Here is an 18,447-nt window from a genome sequence, read left to right on the forward strand (position 1 = left end):
TCCGGGGCGGGGGCCGCCTCGCGCTGCGGTGCGGCGCTCGGTGCCGGGCTGGCCGGCGTGATGCCCTTGACGGCCGCTTCCTGCTTCGGCTTCGCGTCGGCGGCGCGCTTGCTGTAACCGGTTTCCGATTCGAGCTCGCGGGCGGCTTCCTCGGCCATCTTCCAGGAGGCGCGCGGATCGTCGAGACGGGCATCGTCGTGACGCAGGCGCTCGAGCTTGTAATGCGGCGTATCGAGGTGCTTGTTCGGGATCAGCACGATGCCGACCTTGAAGCGCGACTCGATCTTGTTGATTTCCTGGCGCTTTTCGTTCAGCAGGAAGGCGGTGACCTCGACCGGCACCTGGCAATGGATCGCCGCGGTGTTCTCCTTCATCGCCTCTTCCTGGATGATCCGCAGCACCTGCAGCGCCGAGGATTCCGTATCGCGGATGTGGCCGGTGCCGTTGCAGCGCGGGCAGGTCACGTGGCTGCCTTCGGAGAGGGCCGGGCGCAGGCGCTGGCGCGACAGCTCCATCAGGCCGAAGCGCGAGATCTTGCCCATCTGCACGCGGGCGCGGTCATGCTTGAGCGCGTCCTTCAGGCGCTGCTCGACCTCGCGTTGGCTCTTGGCCGATTCCATGTCGATGAAATCGATCACGATCAGGCCGCCCAGGTCGCGCAGGCGCAACTGGCGCGCCACTTCGTCGGCGGCTTCCAGGTTGGTGCGGGTGGCGGTTTCCTCGATGTCGGCGCCCTTGGTGGCGCGCGCGGAGTTCACGTCGATCGCGACCAGCGCCTCGGTGTGATCGATCACGATCGCGCCGCCCGAGGGCAGCGGCACCGTGCGCGAGTAGGCCGTCTCGATCTGGTGCTCGATCTGGAAACGCGAGAACAGGGGAACGTCGTCGTGGTAGCGCTTCACCTTGCCGACATTGTCGGGCATCACGATGTCCATGAAGGCTCGCGCCTGGTCGTGGATCTCGGTGGTGTCGATGAGGATTTCGCCGATGTCGGGCTGGAAATAGTCCCGGATCGCGCGGATCACCAGGCTCGATTCCAGGTAGATCAGCATCGGCTGGCCGTTGTGGCCGCTCTTCGAGGCGGCCTCGATGGCGTGCCAGAGCTGCAGCAGGTAGTTCAGGTCCCACTGGAGTTCCTCGGCGCTGCGGCCGATGCCCGCGGTGCGGGCGATCATGCTCATGCCTTCCGGGATCTCGAGCTGCGCCATGGTCTCGCGCAGTTCCTGGCGCTCGTCGCCCTCGATGCGGCGCGACACGCCGCCGCCGCGCGGGTTGTTCGGCATCAGCACCAGGTAGCGGCCGGCCAGCGAGATGAAGGTGGTCAGGGCGGCGCCCTTGTTGCCGCGCTCTTCCTTCTCGACCTGGACGATCAGCTCCTGGCCCTCGCGCAGCGCATCCTGGATGCGCGCGGAGCGCATGTCGACGCCGTCGCGGAAGTATTGGCGGGCGACTTCCTTGAACGGCAGGAAGCCGTGGCGGTCTTCGCCGTAGTTGACGAAGCAGGCTTCGAGCGAGGGCTCGATGCGGGTGACCACGCCCTTGTAGATATTGCCTTTGCGCTGTTCGCGGCCGGCGGTTTCGATATCGATGTCGATGAGTTTCTGCCCATCGACGATGGCGACACGCAGTTCTTCCTGCTGTGTCGCATTGAACAGCATGCGTTTCATTGAACGACTCCAGGCGGCCCTACCGGCGGCGCGTTCCGTTTGTCAGGCGGAACGCGGACGAAGGCAGGCCGCGCCTTGTTGTGTTGTCACAAGCACGCTGGAGCGGGAAGGCTGGCGGGAGAATTGCCTGAAGAGGCGCGCACCGATACGACCGGCCGGCTGCCATGGGCACCTGCGAACGCGGCTTCAAAGCACGGATGGTTCACTCCGCGCGCCATGCGGCGCGCTAAGCCTGTTACCGGGCAATGCCGCAGCGCGCGGCGCAGGATGCGCGCGACGTCGCTGAGTGGCATGTGCTGCGGCCTGGCCGCAGCGGGGAGTATCGAATCCAGCCCGACTTTCCCGCCTGGGGTGTTCTACCTTGGTTTGACGTCGCCTCCGGCTTCGCACGTTTCGCGAAACCGTGCCGGGCGCACGCCGTCATATTCGCAACCGACAGCGCGGGCGGCACACCTCGTGCCGTACCGCCGCTGCCAATTGAATTCTTTTTGTCCAACTTTCCGTTACCGCGGCATGCCGCCGACCGAATCCGCCTGTGGGCGCGATCCTTGCCGGCGCGAGTGCCGTGCGTGCAACTTGCTGCCTCTCTTTTGTGCAGGGGTGAGCAGCAGCCCCCCGGCGCAAGTAAAATAGCGGTTTGCGCTTGCGCCTCATGCAATCCGCCCGAACCTGGCCGATCCGGCCGCCCGCAGCGGTATGCTGGGCAAAATTATATTCAGTATGAATGAGTTAGGCAAAATTTCTCAGAAAACGGTCGCAAGCGGTCAGGTTTCCATGGTCGAGGTCGGCGAGGAAGCCGCCGGTCAACGCATCGACAATTTCCTCCTGCGCGTCTGCAAGGGCGTGCCAAAAAGTCACATCTATCGCATCCTGCGCAGCGGCGAAGTCCGTGTGAACAAGGGGCGGATCGATGCCCAGTACCGGCTCGCCTATGGCGACGTGGTGCGCATCCCGCCGATCCGGATCGCCGCCGCGGATCCCTCGCGCGAGTCCGTGCCGGTGCCGGCCGCCGAGTTCGCGGTGGTGTTCGAGGACGAGGCGATGCTGGTCATCAACAAGCCGGCCGGCGTGGCCGTGCATGGCGGCAGCGGGGTGTCGTTCGGCGTCATCGAGCAATTGCGCGAGGCCCGGCCCGAGGCGCGCTTCCTGGAACTGGTGCACCGCCTCGACCGCGAGACCTCGGGCATCCTGATGATCGCCAAGAAGCGCTCGGCCCTGGTCGGGCTGCACGAGCAGATCCGCGACAACCGCATGGACAAGCGCTACTACGCCGCCGTGCATGGCGAGTGGGCCGCCGACTGGGGCCGCCGGCGTGCCGTCAAGGTGCCGCTGTTCAAGTATTCGACCCCCGACGGCGAGCGCCGCGTGCGGGTCCAGGACGACGGGCTGCCCTCGCATACCGTCTTCAACCTGATCGACCGCTGGAGCGACTACGCATTCCTGGAGGCGGAACTCAAAACGGGTCGGACCCATCAGATACGCGTACACTTGGCGCATCTCGGGCTGCCGATCGTCGGTGACGCGAAGTACGGCGATTTCGCCCTGAACAAGGCGCTGGCCCGCGCGAACGCGCGCCCGTCGCTGAAACGGATGTTCCTGCACGCGTATCGCCTGAAGCTCGCGCATCCGCTGTCGGGCGAGACGCTGCAGTTCGACGCGCCGCTGCCCGACGAATGCCGGCGCTTCCTCGATCAACTCAACGAACTGCGCGCGTCCGGCGCGTGAACCGCATGGCCCGACAGCAATTTGACCTGATCGTTTTCGACTGGGACGGCACGCTGATGGATTCGACCGCGCACATCGCGCGCAGCATCCAGGCGGCCTGCCGCGACCTCGGCCTGCCCACGCCTTCCGACGAGGCCTCGCGCTACGTGATCGGCCTGGGCTTGCGCGACGCGCTGGCGATCGCCGCGCCCTCGCTCGATCCCGCCGACTACGCCAAGCTCGCCGAGCGCTACCGCTTCCATTACCTGGTGAAAGACCAGTTGATCGAGCTGTTCGCCGGCGTGCGCGAGATGCTCGAGGAGCTGCGCGATACCGGCTACCTGCTGGCGGTGGCCACCGGCAAGGGGCGCGTCGGCCTGAATCGCGCGCTCGACGAAACCAAGCTGACGCGCTTTTTCGACGGCACGCGCTGCGCCGACGAAACCTTCTCCAAGCCGCATCCGGCCATGCTCCACGAGCTGAGCCGGGAACTGGGGCAGGATCTGGCGCGCACCGTGATGATCGGCGACACCACCCACGACCTGCAGATGGCGGCCAGCGCCGGCGCGGCCGGCGTGGGCGTGGCCTACGGCGCGCATTCGTCCGAATCGCTGGCCACGCTCGAGCCGCGCTACATCGCCGCCGACGTGGAGGCGCTGGCCGGCTGGCTGCGCGAGCACGCATGAGCGAGCCGGTGTTCGTCTGCGCCGCCGAGGCGCTGGTCGACGGCGGCGCCGGCATCCGTCGCGCCGCGACGCTGCGCGGCGAGGAGGTGGTGGTGTTCTTCGTGCGCTACGACGGCCGTGCCTACGGCTACCTGAACCGTTGCGCCCACGTGCCGATGGAACTGGACTGGAACGAGGGCCAGTTCTTCGAATCCTCCGGCCTCTACCTGATGTGCGCGACGCACGGCGCGATCTACGCGCCCGATACCGGCAAGTGCGTCGGCGGCCCGTGCCGCGGCGCGCGCCTGCGCGCCGTCGAGGTGGACGAGCGCGACACGCCGGACGGCCGCGCCGTCTACTGGCTGCCCGACGCGGACCTGGTCCCGCAGGCGGCCTGATCCGTTTCTCCTCCTCCTCACTGGCCTTCGCATGTCCGACCAACCGACTTCTCCCGATTCAACCGGCGCCGAGCGCGAGTCGAACCCGCCGGCCGCGCCGCAAGCCGGCCGCGAACCCAACTGGGAGCGCGCCGCGCTCGAGCGGATCGCGATGGCGGCGATCGTCGAGCAGCGCGCCGCGCGCCGCTGGCGGATCGCCTTCCGCTTCCTGTGGCTGATCGTGTTCGTGGTGCTGGTGTTCGCGATCTTCGATTTCTCCGGCGACGGCAAGCTCTCGAGCAGCCGCCACACGGCGCTGGTGACGATCGACGGCGAGATCGCGGCCGGCACCAATGCCAATGCCGAGGACATCAACTCCGCGCTCGACGATGCCTTCGAGGATTCCGGCACGGTGGGCGTGGTGCTGCGCATCAACAGCCCGGGCGGCAGCCCGGTGCAGGCCGGCATCGTCTACGACGAGATCCGCCGGCTGCGCAAGAAGTACCCGTCCAAGCCGCTCTACGTGGTGGTCAGCGACATGTGCGCCTCGGGCGGCTACTACATCGCCTCGGCGGCCGACAAGATCTACGTGAACCAGGCCAGCATCGTCGGTTCGATCGGCGTGCTGATGGACGGTTTCGGCTTCACCGGGCTGATGGACAAGCTCGGCGTCCAGCGCCGGCTGCATACCTCGGGCGAGAACAAGGGTTTCTTCGATCCCTTCTCGCCGGAAACGCCGAAGATGGACGAGCACGCGCAGGCCATGCTCGACGAGATCCACGCGCAGTTCATCCAGGCCGTCAAGGACGGCCGCGGCAAGCGCCTGCACGAGTCGCCGGAGATCTTCTCGGGGCTGTTCTGGACCGGCGCGAAGAGCGTCGAGCTGGGGCTGGCCGACGGCTTTGGCACCACCGACACGGTGGCGCGCGACGTGCTGAAGGCGCCCGACATCGTCGACTACACGGTCAAGGAAAGCCTCAGCAATCGCGTGGCGCGGCGCTTCGGCGCGGCAATCGGTGGCGGCGCGGTGAAGTCGGCCTTGTCGGAAAGCGGGGTCAGGTTGCACTGAGCGAGCGGGGCGCCAGCGGCGCCCCGTTTTTCATTTCCCGCCCTGGTCCGTGCTGCCGGCCTCAGTTGGCCAGCAGCAGGAAGATCGCCGGGCGCTTCTGCAGGTTCGGCGCCGGCGCCTTTTTCCAGTCGGCCGCGCTGCGACTGAGGATGGTCTCGGTCTCGAGCGTCAGGTCGGCCGCCACGCAGATCAGCGTGGACGGCGCGCAGGTCGCCACCAGCGTCTCCAGCATCGCCTGGTTGCGATACGGCGTCTCGATGAAGATTTCCGTCTCGCGGGCCTTGCGCGACTGCTGCTCCAGTTCGCGCAGGCGCTTGGCGCGGGCCGCCGGGTCCACCGGCAGGTAGCCGTGGAAGGCGAAGGTCTGGCCGTTCAGGCCGGAGGCCATCAGCGCCAGCAGGATCGAGCTCGGGCCCACCAGCGGCACCACCTTCACGCCGCGCTCGTGGGCGCGGCGCACCAGCAGGGCGCCCGGATCGGCCACCGCCGGGCAGCCCGCCTCGGATACCAGGCCGCCGTCGGCGCCGGCCAGGATCGGCGCCAGCAGCCGGTCGATCTCGCCCGACGGCGTCTTCACGTTCAGCTCGCGGATCTCGATCTCCTGGATCGGCCGTTCGGTGCCGACCTTCTTCAGGAAGGCGCGCGTGGTCTTGGCGTTTTCGCCGATGTAGTAGCCGAGCGAGGCGGCGCGCGCCTGCACGGCGGCCGGCAGCACGGCGGCCAGCATCGCGGCCTCGCCCTCGCCGAGCGTATTGGGGATCAGGTAGAGCGTGCCGGCCTTCATGCGCGTGCCTCCGTGGCGAACGGCGAGATGCCGGCCTCGGCCAGCATGCGGGTGAGCGCGATCAGCGGCAGGCCGACCAGCGCGGTCGGATCGTTCGATTCGATCGCCTCCAGCAGGGCGATGCCGAGCCCCTCGGATTTCGCGCTGCCGGCCACGTCGTAAGGCGTTTCGGCGCGCAGGTAGGCGTCCAGGTCGGCGTCGGACAGGCAGCGGAACCGCACGCGCGTGACCACGTCCTCGACCTGGGCAAGGTCGCTGCGGCTGTCGTAGACGCACAGCGCGCTGTGGAATTCGACCTCGCGGCCGCGCATCGCCTGCAACTGCTCGAGCGCGCGCTGGTGGGTGCCGGGCTTGCCGACCTGGCGGCCGTCGAAGGTCGCGACCTGGTCGGAGCCGATCACCACGGCGCCCTCGGGAGCCTCGATCCGGGCCGCGACCGCGCGCGCCTTGGCGGCGGCCAGGCGCAGCGCGGTGTCGGCCGGCGATTCGCCGGCCAGCGGGGTTTCGTCGAGATCGGGCGTGACGACCTCGAAGGCGAGCCGCAGGCGCTCGAGCAACTCGCGCCGATAGCGGGAACTGGACGCCAGGATCAGCCTGGGCGGACGGGAAAACGTGGTCATGGCGAGGTGTCGGGAGGGGCGTCGCGGCTCGGCGCGACGCCGCCGGTTAAGTAATTGACTCGAAAAGATAAAACGGATATAGTTTTGCGCTTTTCATCGGCAGCGACGCCGATGCTTCGTCGAAAGGCCCGCAAGACCCTTGCAGGCCGGCCAAGCCGGGGCTCCACCCCGGCGCACGGGGCCCGACGGCCCGGTACTGGCGGTCGGTGCGGCGAAAACCGGGCGGTGCCGAGTAGTCGAGTAATGCCGGGTAGTGGAACCGGGTGCTGAATCACACGCAGGAGCGCACATGAATCCTTCTTCTGGCAAACCTGCGGTATCGCTGGATCCGCATCTGGTCGACCTGTTCGAATTCGCCCGCAGTGCCCGGCAATCGGCAGGCGCGGTGCGGCTCTCGCAACTGCCGCGCATGTTAAACGAAGTGCCGGCCGACGCGCCAGATCGCGACGCCACGTTTACGTGGCAGGCGGAAGGGTCGACCCAGTCCGAATTGCAGGATGACGGGAGCGAAGGTCAGCAGCCGTATCTGCGGCTCGCGCTGCACGGCGCCGCGTGGCTCGAATGCCAGCGCTGCATGACGCCGTACCAGCAGGCCTTCGATATCGACATGGTGTATCGGATCGTCGCGACCGAAGAGGAAGCGGAAGCGATTCCCCTCGACGAGAACGATGAAGTCGATGTGATCGTGGGCTCGCGCCAGTTCGATCTCGTCGACTTGATCGAAGAGGAGTTGTTGCTCTCGCTGCCGCTGGTACCGAAGCACGAGGTCTGTCCCTCGGTCCACGAAAGCCTGACATCGGGGGTCAGCGGTCCCGCCGCCGATGCCGAGGCCTTCGATGAAGCCGAGGAGCCGGCCGGCGACGAGGCGGGCGGTGAAGCAAGCGGCGAAGCGCGCCCCAACCCGTTCGCGGCGCTCGAGGCGCTCAAGCGGGACGGCGACAAGAAACACTGAGGTAGGTTGGAGCACGGGAAGGCGTCGGGCGGCAGTGCCCGGGTAGGATGGCGCCGGATCGGGCTGTGTTAGAATCCGGAAAATTTTTAGGAGTTAGTCATGGCAGTTCAGCAAAACAAGAAGTCGCCGTCCAAGCGCGGCATGCACCGTTCGCACGATTTCCTGACGACCACCCCGCTGGCCGTCGAGCCGAGCACGGGTGAAGTGCATATGCGTCACCACATCAGCCCGAACGGCTACTATCGCGGCAAGAAAGTCGTCAAGACGAAGAACGACTAAGCACGTTTCGTCGCGCTCGCCCGCATGCTTTCGGGCTCATCCAGCGTGACGACCGGTTCGCTTGACACTTTCCTGGCTCAACAAGAAGGCGGCATTCAACTGCCGCTTTTTTGTGCCTGAAATTCGTCGCACTCCATGACAGTAAAGCTCACGATCGATTGCATGGGAGGCGACCACGGCCCGTCCGTGACCGTTCCCGCGGCAGTCAAGTTTGTGCGTGCGCATCCCGATGCGCACCTGATGCTGGTCGGCATCGATACCGCGATCCGCGCCCAGCTCAAGAAACTCAAGGCGCTCGACGATCCCTCGCTGTCGATTGTTCCGGCCACGGAAGTCGTCGCGATGGACGATTCCGTCGAGGTCGCGCTGCGCCGGAAGAAAGATTCCTCGATGCGCGTCGCGCTGAACCACGTCAAGGACGGCGAGGCGCAGGCCTGCGTCTCGGCCGGCAACACCGGCGCCCTGATGGCCGTGTCGCGCTACGTGCTCAAGACGCTGCCCGGCATCGAGCGGCCGGCGATCGCGTTCGCGCTGCCGAATCCGACCGGCTACACGATGATGCTCGACCTCGGCGCCAACGTCGATTGCGAGCCTCAGCATCTGCTGCAGTTCGCCGAGATGGGGCATGCGCTGGTCGCGGCCCTGGAGGGCAAGGATCGTCCGACGATCGGCCTGCTCAACATCGGCGAGGAGATGATCAAGGGCAACGACACGATCAAGCGCGCGGGCGAACTGCTGCGCGCCAGCACGCTGAACTTCCGCGGCAACGTCGAAGGCGACGACATCTACAAGGGCACCGTGGACGTGATCGTCTGCGACGGCTTTGTCGGCAATGTCGCGCTCAAGACCTCGGAAGGCCTGGCGCAGATGCTCGCGAACATCATCAAGGAAGAGTTCAGCCGCTCGCTGATGAGCAAGCTGATGGCCGTGCTCGCGCTGCCGGTGCTGCTGCGCTTCAAGCGCCGCGTCGATCACCGCCAGTACAACGGCGCGGCCTTGCTGGGCCTGCGCAGCCTGGTGATCAAGAGCCACGGTTCGGCCGATGCCTACGCGTTTGAGTGGGCCATCAAACGCGGGTATGATGCGGTCAAAAATGGCGTGCTGGAGCGCCTTTCCCGGGCCATGGCGGAAAACGCGATGCCGCTTGGCGAAAGCGGTCACGACGCGGGCGGTGCCGGTCAGGCAGGTCCGTCTGCAGGCCAGCAGGCCGAGCCTTCTGCCGCTTTATCCTCTAAAGCTTAAATGGCCCAATCGACTCTCTATTCCCGCGTGCTCGGCACGGGCAGCTACCTGCCGCCCAACCGAGTCACGAACCAGGCGCTCGCCGAGCGTCTCGCGAAGGACGGCATCGAAACCAGCGACGAATGGATCGTGGCGCGCACCGGCATTCATGCGCGCCATTTCGCCGATCCCGACGTGACCACCAGCGATCTCGCGCTGATCGCCGCGCAGCGCGCCATCGAGGCGGCCGACATCGATCCGCAGTCGATCGATCTGATCATTGTCGCCACGTCCACCCCTGATTTCGTTTTCCCCAGCACTGCCTGCCTGCTGCAGAATAAGCTCGGCATCCGCAACGGCGGTGCCGCGTTCGACGTGCAGGCGGTCTGCTCGGGCTTCGCCTACGCGATCGCCACGGCCGACAGCTTCATCCGCAGCGGCCAGCATCGCAACGCGCTGGTGATCGGGGCGGAAACCTTCTCGCGCATCCTCGATTTCAAGGATCGGACCACTTGCGTGCTGTTCGGCGACGGCGCCGGCGCGGTGGTGCTGTCGGCCTCCGAGGAGCCCGGCATCCTGGGCAGCGCGCTGCATGCCGACGGCAGCTACTCGCACATCCTCTGCACGCCGGGCAACGTCAACGGCGGCGTGATCGCGGGCAGCGCCTTCCTGCACATGGACGGCCAGGCGGTGTTCAAGCTCGCCGTGAACGTGCTGGAGAAGGTCGCTGTCGAGGCGCTGGAGAAGGCCGGCCTCGCGGCCGACCAGGTCGATTGGCTGATTCCGCACCAGGCCAATATCCGTATCATGACCAGCACCTGCCGCAAGCTCGGGCTGCCGCAGGAGCGCATGGTCGTCACCGTCGGCGAGCACGGCAACACCTCGGCCGCCTCGATCCCGCTCGCGCTCGACGTGGCGGTGCGCGACGGCCGCATCCAGCGCGGCCAGACCGTGCTGATCGAAGGTGTCGGCGGCGGCTTCACGTGGGGCGCGTCGGTATTCCGCTTCTGAGCGGCCGCGCCTTGCCGGCAGGCGCGCCCGATCGGCGCGCCGTCTGAACGTTTCACAAGAGGACGAGATGAAATTCGCATTTGTTTTCCCCGGGCAGGGTTCGCAGGCGGTCGGCATGCTCAACGCATTCGCCGAGCTCGCCGTGGTGCGCGAGACCGTGCAGGAGGCGTCCGATGCACTGGGCCAGGATCTCGGCAAGCTGATCGCCGAGGGGCCGGCCGAAGAACTCAACCTGACCACCAACACGCAGCCGGTGATGCTGACCGCCGCCTACGCCTGCTATCGCGCCTGGCAAGAGGCGGGCGGCTCGGCGCCGTCGATCGTCGCGGGCCACAGCCTGGGCGAATACACGGCGCTGGTGGCGGCCGGCGCGCTGGCCTTCCGCGATGCGGTGCCGCTGGTGCGATTCCGCGCCCAGGCGATGCAGAACGCGGTGCCGGTCGGCGAAGGCGGCATGGCCGCGATCCTCGGCCTGGACGACGACACGGTGCGCGCGGTCTGCGCGGAAGCTGCGGCGGCCGGCGTGGTCGAGGCGGTCAACTTCAATGCGCCCGCGCAGGTGGTGATCGCCGGCGCCAAGGCCGCGGTCGAGAAGGCCTGCGAGATCGCCAAGGCGAAGGGCGCCAAGCGCGCGCTGCCGCTGCCGGTGTCGGCGCCGTTCCATTCCTCGCTGCTCAAGCCGGCTTCCGATCAACTGCGCGACTACCTGGCGACGGTCACGATCGATGCGCCGCGCATCCCGGTGGTCAACAACATCGACGTGGCGGTCGTGTCGGACCCCGCCGCGATCAAGGACGCGCTGGTTCGCCAGGCCGCCGGCCCGGTGCGCTGGGTCGAATGCGTGCGTCATATCGCCGGCACCGGCGTCACGCAACTGGTCGAATGCGGCCCGGGCAAGGTGCTCACCGGCCTGACCAAGCGCATCGACGGCGAACTGGCGGGCGCGGCCGTGTACGACCCGGCCACGCTCGACGACGTGCTCAAGCTCGTCACGGCCTGAGCGGCCGCGCGGTGCCTCGGCGCCGCGGCGAGCCACGATTCATCCGACTCACGGACCAACATGGACAAGACTCTCGACAAACAGGTGGCGATCGTGACCGGCGCCTCGCGCGGCATCGGCCGGGCGATCGCGCTCGAACTCGCGCGCCAGGGCGCCACGGTGATCGGCACGGCGACCAGCGAAGCGGGTGCCCAGGGCATCGGCGCGGCGCTGGCCGAAGCCGGCCTGGCCGGCCGCGGCGCGGTGCTCGACGTCAACGACGCGGCCTCGGCCGAGGCGCTGATCGATTCGACCGTCAAGGAATTCGGCCGTCTCGACATCCTCGTCAATAACGCCGGCATCACGCAGGATCAGCTCGCGATGCGCATGAAGGACGACGACTGGGACGCGGTGATCGACACCAACCTGAAGTCGGTGTTCCGCCTTTCCCGCGGCGTGCTGCGCCCGATGATGAAGGCCCGCGGCGGGCGCATCATCAACATCACCTCGGTGGTCGGCTCGCTCGGCAATCCGGGCCAGGCCAACTACGCGGCCGCCAAGGCCGGCGTGGCGGGCCTCACCCGCGCGCTGGCGCGCGAGATCGGCAGCCGCGGCATCACCGTCAACTGCGTGGCCCCCGGCTTCATCGACACCGACATGACCAAGTCGCTGCCCGAGGAGCAACAGGCCGCGCTGAAAACCCAGATTCCGCTCGGGCGCCTCGGCAGCACCGACGATATCGCTCACGCCGTCGCGTTCCTCGCCTCGCCGCTTGCCGGGTATATCACTGGCACGACGCTGCATGTGAACGGCGGCATGTACATGTCGTAACGGAATTCGTTTACCATCCGCGCCGTACGTCGGATGGAGGCGCCTCGAGCGCCTCTCGAACCGCAACGCCGGCGCGCATTTTTGGCGGCATCAAACCTGATAAAATGCGCGCACTTGTAAATCTGAACTTTCCCTCGGAGGGGTAATGGACAACATCGAACAACGTGTCAAGAAGATCGTCGCCGAGCAACTGGGCGTCGCCGAAGGCGAAATCAAGAACGAAGCCTCGTTCGTGAACGACCTCGGCGCCGACTCGCTCGACACGGTCGAGCTGGTCATGGCGCTCGAAGACGAGTTCGGCATGGAAATCCCGGACGAAGAGGCCGAGAAGATCACGACCGTTCAGCAAGCGATCGACTACGCTCGCGCGAACGTCAAGGCCTAAGACCCGGCACGCCGTCAGCAACGTTTTTCGGAACGCTGCGTGGGCGCCAGATCTCGCCGCCGGCTTCGTTGCCGGCCGCGCTAACAGCCACAGGGCTCGCAGGGCTGGTACCTGCGGCCCCTGTGGCTTTTGTTTTTGTCATCCAATGGAAAAGAGGGTACCGTGAGCCGCCGTCGAGTTGTCGTTACAGGCCTTGGGCTGATTTCGCCTGTTGGCAATAATGTTGCCGACGGTTGGGCCAATCTGGTCGCCGGTCGATCCGGCATCGCCAACATCACCAAGTTCGACGCAACGAACTACTCGACCCGCTTCGCGGGCGAGGTGAAGGGCTTCAATGTCGAGGAATACCTGCCCGCGAAGGAAGCGCGCCACATGGATACCTTCATCCATTACGGCATCGCGGCGGGCATGCAGGCCATGAAGGATTCGGGCATCGAGGTCACCGAGGAGAACGCGGAGCGCTTCGGCGTGGTCGTCGGCTCCGGCATCGGTGGCCTGCCGATGATCGAGGTCACGCAGACCGAACTGCTGAATCGCGGCCCGCGCCGCATTTCGCCGTTCTTCGTGCCGGCTTCGATCATCAACATGATCTCCGGTCACCTGTCGATCAAGTTCGGCCTGAAGGGCCCGAACCTCGCGATCGTGACGGCCTGCACCACCGGCCTGCACTGCATCGGCGAGGCCGCGCGCCTGATCGAGTACGGCGACGCCGACCTGATGATCGCGGGCGGCGCCGAGGCGACCGTCTCGCCGCTGGGCATCGGCGGTTTCGCGGCCGCCCGCGCGCTGTCGCAGCGCAACGACGACCCGGCCACCGCCAGCCGTCCGTGGGACAAGGACCGCGACGGTTTCGTGCTGGGCGAGGGCGCCGGCGTGATGGTGCTCGAGGAGTACGAGCATGCCAAGGCACGCGGCGCGAAGATCTACGCCGAAGTGTCCGGCTACGGCATGAGCGCCGACGCCTATCACATGACCGCCCCGGTCGAGGATGGCGACGGCGCGCGCCGCTGCATGCTGGCCGCGCTGCGCAACGCCGGTGTCAATCCCGACGAGGTCAACTACCTGAACGCGCACGGCACCTCGACGCCGCTCGGCGACCTGGCCGAGACGATCGGCATCAAGCGCGCCTTCGGCGATCGCGCCAAGCAGATGGTGGTCAACTCGACCAAGTCGATGACGGGCCACCTGCTCGGTGGCGCGGGCGGCCTCGAGTCGGTGTTCACGGTGCTGGCCGTGCACAACCAGGTCTCGCCGCCGACCATCAACATCTTCAATCAGGATCCCGAATGTGATCTCGATTACTGCGCGAACGAAGCGCGGGACATGAAGATCGACGTCGCGCTGAAGAACTCCTTCGGCTTTGGCGGGACTAACGGCACGCTGGTTTTCAAGCGCGCCTGAAGCGGGATCGCTTGACGGGTCCCTCCCTCCTGTCTTCCTCCGGCACGCAGCCCGTCGCGCTGCGTGCCTCGGCGACGCTGCGCGTCGTGCTGGCGGCCTTCGTCGCGCTATGCGCGGCGGCGGCTGGCGGTGTCGCGCTGCAACTGGCCGACGGCCAGTTCGCCGGGAAGATCGGAGCGGTGTTCGTCGGGTTGCTGACCGCCGCGAGTCTCGCGTCGGTCGCGCGTGAAACCTGCGCGCGCCGGATCCCGGCCGCGCTGCGCATCGAGCCGGCCACCGGCACGCTCGCCGCCTATGATCACGCGGGCCGGCGGGTGGCGCACGGTGCCGTGGTCCGCTGCACGCATTGGGCGGACCGGCTGCTGGTGCTGGCGATCGCTCGCGAGCGCGGCGCCCCGGTGGCGCTGCTGGTGCCGGCCGATGCGCTCGACATGGCGGCGTTCCGCGCCCTGTCGGTGCTCGGCAGGCGCCCGCGGCGGACCGGACGAGGCTGAGGGCGCGCGCCGCGCGGTTTCGCGGCAGGTCGCAGGGCGTTGCTACAATGGCGCTCCGCGTTGCATCCCTAGTTAACGGATTTGTCAGGTGAGTGAAAAAGAAATCGATCAGGCCCTGGTCGAGCGCGTACAGAAAGGCGACAAGGCAGCGTTCGAACTCCTGGTCTCCAAATACCACCGCAAGATCATCCGGCTGATCTCGCGCCTCGTGCGGGATCCCGCCGAGGTCGAGGACGTGGCCCAGGACGCCTTCATCAAGGCCTACCGCGCGCTGCCGCAGTTTCGCGGCGAATCGGCCTTCTACACGTGGTTGTACCGGATTGCCGTGAATACGGCAAAGAACTACCTTGCGACCCAGGGACGCCGCGCGCCGACCTCGACTGAAGCGGATGCCGAAGAGGCTGAAACTTTCTCCGACGCGGACCAACTAAGGGATATCAACACGCCCGAGTCGATGTTGATGAGCAAGCAGATCGCCGAAACGGTGAACGCGGCGATGGCGCTGTTGCCCGAGGAATTGCGCACGGCCATCACACTGCGGGAAATCGAGGGTCTGAGCTACGAGGAAATCGCGGAAATGATGGATTGCCCGATCGGCACCGTCCGTTCCCGTATTTTCCGGGCCCGCGAGGCGATTGCGAACAAGTTGCGTCCGCTTCTGGACACGCCGGAAGGCAGGCGCTGGTGAGCCTGGCCGGCGTTCGGAAGCGGCACGGGGTCTAGTTACAGATAGAGTCGTGTGTCACGACGGGGTATCGAAGATGGGGAGCATCATGGGGTCGGTCTCTACGCAATCGCAACCGAGCTCGCAACGCGAGCGTCTGTCTGCACTGATCGACGGCGAGTCGCCTGACGGCCTGCCGTTCGCTCAGATCCTGGCCGGTTTCGGCGACACGGAACGGCGTGCCTGGTCCGAATTTCACGCGATCGGCGACGCGCTGCGTTCCGACGAACTCGCGATCGAACCGGCCGTCAGCCAGGCCTTCACGGCCCGGTTTTCCGCTGCCTTCGCAGCCGAGCCCCACCTGATCGCCCCGGCCGCGATCACCGTCGCGGCGAACAGCCCGGCTTCGCCGCTCAAGCGCGCGCTGCGCCGCCGCTTCGTGCCGGCACTGGCGGTGGCCGCCGCGGCCGCCACCCTGACCTGGATCGTGGTCCCGCAACTGCAGGGCACGGCCGGCCAGCCCGGCGTCTCACCGGTGCAGGTCGCCTCGGTCGCGCCGCAGGACCTGCAGCGCGTGGCCGCCTCGTCCCACCAGGATCTCAACATCATCCGCGACGCGAGCCTCGACCAATACCTCGAAGCTCACCAGCAATTCGCGCAGCAGCCCGTGGTGTCGGGCTCGATGCCGCTCATTCGGACTGCCGTCGCGACGCAAGGCCAATAAACTCGATGCGGACACTGCTGTTGAATCGCGCCACCTCCGGCTGGACGCGGCTGCCTGCGCTCGTGCTCTGCGCGGCCGCCCTGATTTCCGTTCAATCGCGTGCGATCGCGCAGCAGCCGGTCGACCCGGCCGCCGGCCCGCAGGCCGCGGCCGCCTGGCTCGACCGGATCCAGCAGGCCGCCCAGCAGCAAAGCTACGACGGCACCTTCGTGTTCCAGCGCGGCACCTACGTGCAGTCCTCGCGGATCACCCACATCGCCGCCAAGGGCGGCGAATTCGAACAGATCGAGAGCCTCGACGGCAAGCCGCGCAAGCTGCTGCGCCATAACGACGATCTCGTCACGCTGGTGCCGGAGCGGCATCTCTGCGTGGTCGAGCGGCGCCAGAACCGCGATGCCTTCCCGTCGCTGCTCGGCGCGAGCGGCGAGCAGGTGCTGTCGGTCTATGACGCCAAGCCGCTCGGGCAGGACCGGGTGGCCGGCATCGACGCGCAAGTGGTCGAGCTGGTGCCTAAGGATGGCTACCGCTACGCCTACAAGCTCTGGACCGATGCCAGGACCGGCCTGCTGCTGCGCACGCAGACGCTCGACGCCGACGATCACGTGCTCGAGCAGGTTGCCTTCTCGCAGTTGCAGATCGGCACGGCGAACCCCACCCTGAAGACCACCATCGCCAATGGCGTGCGCAATCCCGCAGACTGCACGGTGGTGCGTCCGCCGGTGGCGAGCGTCGACATCGAGGGGCAGGGCTGGAAGCTGGGGCCGAGCGTGGCGGGCTTCCGCAAGATTCGCGAGGTGCGCCGCCCGATGGCCGCGCGCGATCCGGGAGAGCCGCCGATCGCCGTCGACCAGGCCGTCTTCACCGACGGGCTGGCCACCGTCTCGGTGTTCCTCGAGCCGGTCGAGAAGGGCTCGCGCAAGGAAGGGGCGGGCAGCACCGGCGCCACCCACGTGCTGGTGAAGCGCCGCGGCGATTTCTGGATCACCCTGCTCGGCGAAGTCCCGCCGGCCACCTTGCAGCAGTTCGCGGCTGCCATAGAATACAAGCCTTCGAAGTAAGCTCCGGTTCCTCGACATGACCACCACCACGCTGCCTACCTGGATGGCCGCGGTGGCGCTGACGGCCTGCCTGCCGCTCGCGTCGCTCGCCGCGCAACCCGCTTCGATCGTGCCGGGCGCCTCCGCGCCGGCCGCCGCCTCGGTGCCCGTGGCGCCGCCCTCGGCGCCGGCGGCACGCGCCGCGTTGCCCGACTTCGCCGACCTGGTTGAGAAGGCGGGCCCGGCGGTGGTCAACATCCGCACCACGGCGACGGTGCCGGCCGATCCGCGCGGCGTCTTCCCGCAAGGCCCGGACGACGGCGACATGTCGGAATTCTTCCGCCGCTTCTTCGGCATCCCGCTGCCGCAGGCGCCGGGCGCGCCCAAGAACGCGCAGCCCGATGCGCCCGACACGGAACAGAACCGCGGCGTCGGCTCGGGCTTCATCCTGTCCCAGGACGGCTACGTGATGACCAATGCGCACGTGGTCGACGATGCCGACACGATCTACGTGACGCTGACCGACAAGCGCGAGTTCAAGGCCAGGCTGATCGGTATCGACGAGCGCACCGACATCGCGATCGTCAAGATCAACGCCACCAACCTGCCGACCGTGGCGATCGGCGATTCGAACAAGGTGCGGGTGGGCGAGTGGGTGGTCGCGATCGGCTCGCCGTTCGGGCTCGACAACACCGTCACGGCCGGCATCGTCAGCGCCAAGGGGCGCAACACCGGCGACTACCTGCCGTTCATCCAGACCGACGTGGCCGTCAACCCGGGCAACTCCGGCGGCCCGCTGATCAACATGAACGGCGAGGTGATCGGCATCAATTCGCAGATCTACAGCCGCACCGGCGGTTTCATGGGCATCTCGTTCGCGATCCCGATCGACGAGGCGATGCGCGTGGCCGAGCAGCTCAAGGCCAGCGGCAAGGTCACGCGCGGGCGCATCGCGGTGGCGATCGGCGAGGTCACCAAGGACGTCGCCGACTCGATCGGGCTGCCGCGCGCGGAAGGCGCGCTGGTCAGCAGCGTCGAGGCGGGCGGCCCGGCGGACAAGGCCGGTGTGCAGCCGGGCGACATCATCCTGAAGTTCAACGGCCGCGACGTGGACGAGGCCACCGACTTGCCGCGCATGGTGGGCGACACCAAGCCGGGCAGCAAGGCCACCATCACGATCTGGCGCAAGGGCGCGGCGCGCGAGCTGCCGATCACGATCGCCGAGGTGCCGGCCGAGAAGGGCAATGCCCGCGCCGACGGCGGCAAGCCGAGCCAGCCCGCCAAGCCGCGCCAGAGCAATGCGCTGGGGCTGACCGTGAGCGACCTGACGGCCGAGCAGTTGAAGGCGGCCAAGGTGCCCAACGGCGTACATGTCGACGCCGCCGACGGCCCGGCCGCGCGCGCGGGCTTGAAGCGCGACGACATCGTGGTGCGCGTCGGCGATACCGACATCACCAGCGCCAAGCAATTCGTCGAGGTCACCTCGAAGCTGGACCCGCAGAAGATGGTCGCGGTGCTGGTGCGGCGCGGCGACAACACGCAATTCATCCCGCTGCGTCCGCGCGCGGCCCAGAAGTAGGGCG

The 18,447-nt window shown here is 67.4% G+C and carries 20 protein-coding genes; 17 read left to right on the forward strand and 3 right to left on the reverse strand.

Features of this window, described 5'->3' with window-relative positions; translation table 11 throughout:
* Positions 1-1,667 (reverse strand): Rne/Rng family ribonuclease (locus F3J10_RS08770; protein ID WP_167241902.1); only part of this gene is annotated, 1,667 nt, incomplete at its 3' end.
* Between the two features lie 720 nt (positions 1,668-2,387).
* On the opposite strand from F3J10_RS08770, the gene F3J10_RS08775 reads away from it, so the two are divergent.
* The 4 genes from F3J10_RS08775 to F3J10_RS08790 are packed head-to-tail and all read left to right on the forward strand — an operon-like array spanning position 2,388 to position 5,482.
* Positions 2,388-3,392: an RluA family pseudouridine synthase gene (locus F3J10_RS08775; protein ID WP_025098834.1), complete on the forward strand. Its 1,005-nt coding sequence runs from the start codon at positions 2,388-2,390 to the stop codon at positions 3,390-3,392.
* A 5-nt stretch (positions 3,393-3,397) separates the two neighbouring features.
* Complete coding sequence (locus F3J10_RS08780; protein WP_036052314.1) at positions 3,398-4,057, forward strand: HAD-IA family hydrolase; 660 nt, start codon at positions 3,398-3,400, stop codon at positions 4,055-4,057.
* Positions 4,054-4,434, forward strand: coding sequence for a Rieske 2Fe-2S domain-containing protein (locus tag F3J10_RS08785; protein ID WP_029950333.1), 381 nt, complete (start codon positions 4,054-4,056; stop codon positions 4,432-4,434). Before F3J10_RS08780 ends, F3J10_RS08785 begins: the two co-directional genes overlap by 4 nt.
* Before the next feature lie 31 nt (positions 4,435-4,465).
* On the forward strand, positions 4,466-5,482 hold the full coding sequence (locus F3J10_RS08790) for a S49 family peptidase (protein WP_017918419.1): 1,017 nt from the start codon (positions 4,466-4,468) through the stop codon (positions 5,480-5,482).
* Positions 5,483-5,543: 61 nt separating this feature from the next.
* Here F3J10_RS08790 and F3J10_RS08795 read toward each other — a convergent pair whose 3' ends face one another.
* A complete protein-coding gene (locus F3J10_RS08795) occupies positions 5,544-6,266 on the reverse strand; it encodes an SAM-dependent methyltransferase (RefSeq protein WP_013697070.1) in 723 nt (240 codons plus the stop codon).
* Entirely contained in the window at positions 6,263-6,886 is a 624-nt protein-coding gene (locus F3J10_RS08800; protein ID WP_167241903.1) for a Maf-like protein, read from the reverse strand. Before F3J10_RS08800 ends, F3J10_RS08795 begins: the two co-directional genes overlap by 4 nt.
* A gap of 289 nt (positions 6,887-7,175) precedes the next feature.
* Between F3J10_RS08800 and F3J10_RS08805 the strand changes: the two genes are divergently transcribed.
* The 13 genes from F3J10_RS08805 to F3J10_RS08865 all read left to right on the forward strand — a co-directional run bounded on the left by F3J10_RS08805 (position 7,176) and on the right by F3J10_RS08865 (position 18,443).
* Entirely contained in the window at positions 7,176-7,838 is a 663-nt protein-coding gene (locus F3J10_RS08805) for a DUF177 domain-containing protein (RefSeq protein ID WP_167230664.1), read from the forward strand.
* Between the two features lie 99 nt (positions 7,839-7,937).
* Positions 7,938-8,117, forward strand: coding sequence for a 50S ribosomal protein L32 (gene rpmF, locus F3J10_RS08810; protein WP_010105341.1), 180 nt, complete (start codon positions 7,938-7,940; stop codon positions 8,115-8,117).
* Positions 8,118-8,252: 135 nt separating this feature from the next.
* Positions 8,253-9,359 carry a phosphate acyltransferase PlsX gene (gene plsX, locus F3J10_RS08815; RefSeq protein WP_013697073.1) on the forward strand — a complete coding sequence of 369 codons (1,107 nt, stop codon included), beginning with the start codon at positions 8,253-8,255 and terminating at the stop codon, positions 9,357-9,359.
* Positions 9,360-10,349 carry a beta-ketoacyl-ACP synthase III gene (locus tag F3J10_RS08820; RefSeq protein ID WP_013697074.1) on the forward strand — a complete coding sequence of 330 codons (990 nt, stop codon included), beginning with the start codon at positions 9,360-9,362 and terminating at the stop codon, positions 10,347-10,349.
* 67 nt (positions 10,350-10,416) lie between these two features.
* Positions 10,417-11,349, forward strand: coding sequence for an ACP S-malonyltransferase (fabD, locus tag F3J10_RS08825; protein WP_167241904.1), 933 nt, complete (start codon positions 10,417-10,419; stop codon positions 11,347-11,349).
* Positions 11,350-11,409: 60 nt separating this feature from the next.
* A complete protein-coding gene (gene fabG / locus F3J10_RS08830; protein WP_013697076.1) occupies positions 11,410-12,159 on the forward strand; it encodes a 3-oxoacyl-ACP reductase FabG in 750 nt (249 codons plus the stop codon).
* Between the two features lie 145 nt (positions 12,160-12,304).
* Positions 12,305-12,544: an acyl carrier protein gene (gene acpP / locus F3J10_RS08835; RefSeq protein WP_012735022.1), complete on the forward strand. Its 240-nt coding sequence runs from the start codon at positions 12,305-12,307 to the stop codon at positions 12,542-12,544.
* Between the two features lie 162 nt (positions 12,545-12,706).
* On the forward strand, positions 12,707-13,945 hold the full coding sequence (fabF, locus tag F3J10_RS08840; protein ID WP_013697077.1) for a beta-ketoacyl-ACP synthase II: 1,239 nt from the start codon (positions 12,707-12,709) through the stop codon (positions 13,943-13,945).
* Between the two features lie 11 nt (positions 13,946-13,956).
* Positions 13,957-14,439, forward strand: coding sequence for an RNA polymerase subunit sigma (locus F3J10_RS08845; RefSeq protein WP_167241905.1), 483 nt, complete (start codon positions 13,957-13,959; stop codon positions 14,437-14,439).
* Positions 14,440-14,527: 88 nt separating this feature from the next.
* Positions 14,528-15,127 carry an RNA polymerase sigma factor RpoE gene (rpoE, locus tag F3J10_RS08850; RefSeq protein WP_013697079.1) on the forward strand — a complete coding sequence of 200 codons (600 nt, stop codon included), beginning with the start codon at positions 14,528-14,530 and terminating at the stop codon, positions 15,125-15,127.
* Between the two features lie 85 nt (positions 15,128-15,212).
* A complete protein-coding gene (locus F3J10_RS08855) occupies positions 15,213-15,827 on the forward strand; it encodes an RseA family anti-sigma factor (protein WP_013697080.1) in 615 nt (204 codons plus the stop codon).
* A gap of 5 nt (positions 15,828-15,832) precedes the next feature.
* The gene (locus F3J10_RS08860; protein WP_025098841.1) at positions 15,833-16,885 is read left to right on the forward strand and encodes a MucB/RseB C-terminal domain-containing protein; all 1,053 of its coding nucleotides are present in this window, start codon (positions 15,833-15,835) and stop codon (positions 16,883-16,885) included.
* A gap of 16 nt (positions 16,886-16,901) precedes the next feature.
* On the forward strand, positions 16,902-18,443 hold the full coding sequence (locus F3J10_RS08865; RefSeq protein ID WP_025098842.1) for a DegQ family serine endoprotease: 1,542 nt from the start codon (positions 16,902-16,904) through the stop codon (positions 18,441-18,443).
* Positions 18,444-18,447: the final 4 nt, after the last annotated feature.

Origin of the sequence: Burkholderia sp. Cy-637 (assembly GCF_011753175.1) — a bacterium.
GTDB lineage: Bacteria > Pseudomonadota > Gammaproteobacteria > Burkholderiales > Burkholderiaceae > Burkholderia > Burkholderia gladioli.

Coding starts and splice junctions, on each gene's coding strand:
- F3J10_RS08775 (WP_025098834.1), top strand. CDS start 2,388: ATGAATGAGTTAGGCAAAATTTCTCAGAAAACGGTCGCAAGCGGTCAG.
- F3J10_RS08780 (WP_036052314.1), top strand. CDS start 3,398: ATGGCCCGACAGCAATTTGACCTGATCGTTTTCGACTGGGACGGCACG.
- F3J10_RS08785 (WP_029950333.1), top strand. CDS start 4,054: ATGAGCGAGCCGGTGTTCGTCTGCGCCGCCGAGGCGCTGGTCGACGGC.
- F3J10_RS08790 (WP_017918419.1), top strand. CDS start 4,466: ATGTCCGACCAACCGACTTCTCCCGATTCAACCGGCGCCGAGCGCGAG.
- F3J10_RS08795 (WP_013697070.1), bottom strand. CDS start 6,266: ATGAAGGCCGGCACGCTCTACCTGATCCCCAATACGCTCGGCGAGGGC.
- F3J10_RS08800 (WP_167241903.1), bottom strand. CDS start 6,886: ATGACCACGTTTTCCCGTCCGCCCAGGCTGATCCTGGCGTCCAGTTCC.
- F3J10_RS08805 (WP_167230664.1), top strand. CDS start 7,176: ATGAATCCTTCTTCTGGCAAACCTGCGGTATCGCTGGATCCGCATCTG.
- rpmF (WP_010105341.1), top strand. CDS start 7,938: ATGGCAGTTCAGCAAAACAAGAAGTCGCCGTCCAAGCGCGGCATGCAC.
- plsX (WP_013697073.1), top strand. CDS start 8,253: ATGACAGTAAAGCTCACGATCGATTGCATGGGAGGCGACCACGGCCCG.
- F3J10_RS08820 (WP_013697074.1), top strand. CDS start 9,360: ATGGCCCAATCGACTCTCTATTCCCGCGTGCTCGGCACGGGCAGCTAC.
- fabD (WP_167241904.1), top strand. CDS start 10,417: ATGAAATTCGCATTTGTTTTCCCCGGGCAGGGTTCGCAGGCGGTCGGC.
- fabG (WP_013697076.1), top strand. CDS start 11,410: ATGGACAAGACTCTCGACAAACAGGTGGCGATCGTGACCGGCGCCTCG.
- acpP (WP_012735022.1), top strand. CDS start 12,305: ATGGACAACATCGAACAACGTGTCAAGAAGATCGTCGCCGAGCAACTG.
- F3J10_RS08855 (WP_013697080.1), top strand. CDS start 15,213: ATGGGGTCGGTCTCTACGCAATCGCAACCGAGCTCGCAACGCGAGCGT.
- F3J10_RS08860 (WP_025098841.1), top strand. CDS start 15,833: ATGCGGACACTGCTGTTGAATCGCGCCACCTCCGGCTGGACGCGGCTG.
- F3J10_RS08865 (WP_025098842.1), top strand. CDS start 16,902: ATGACCACCACCACGCTGCCTACCTGGATGGCCGCGGTGGCGCTGACG.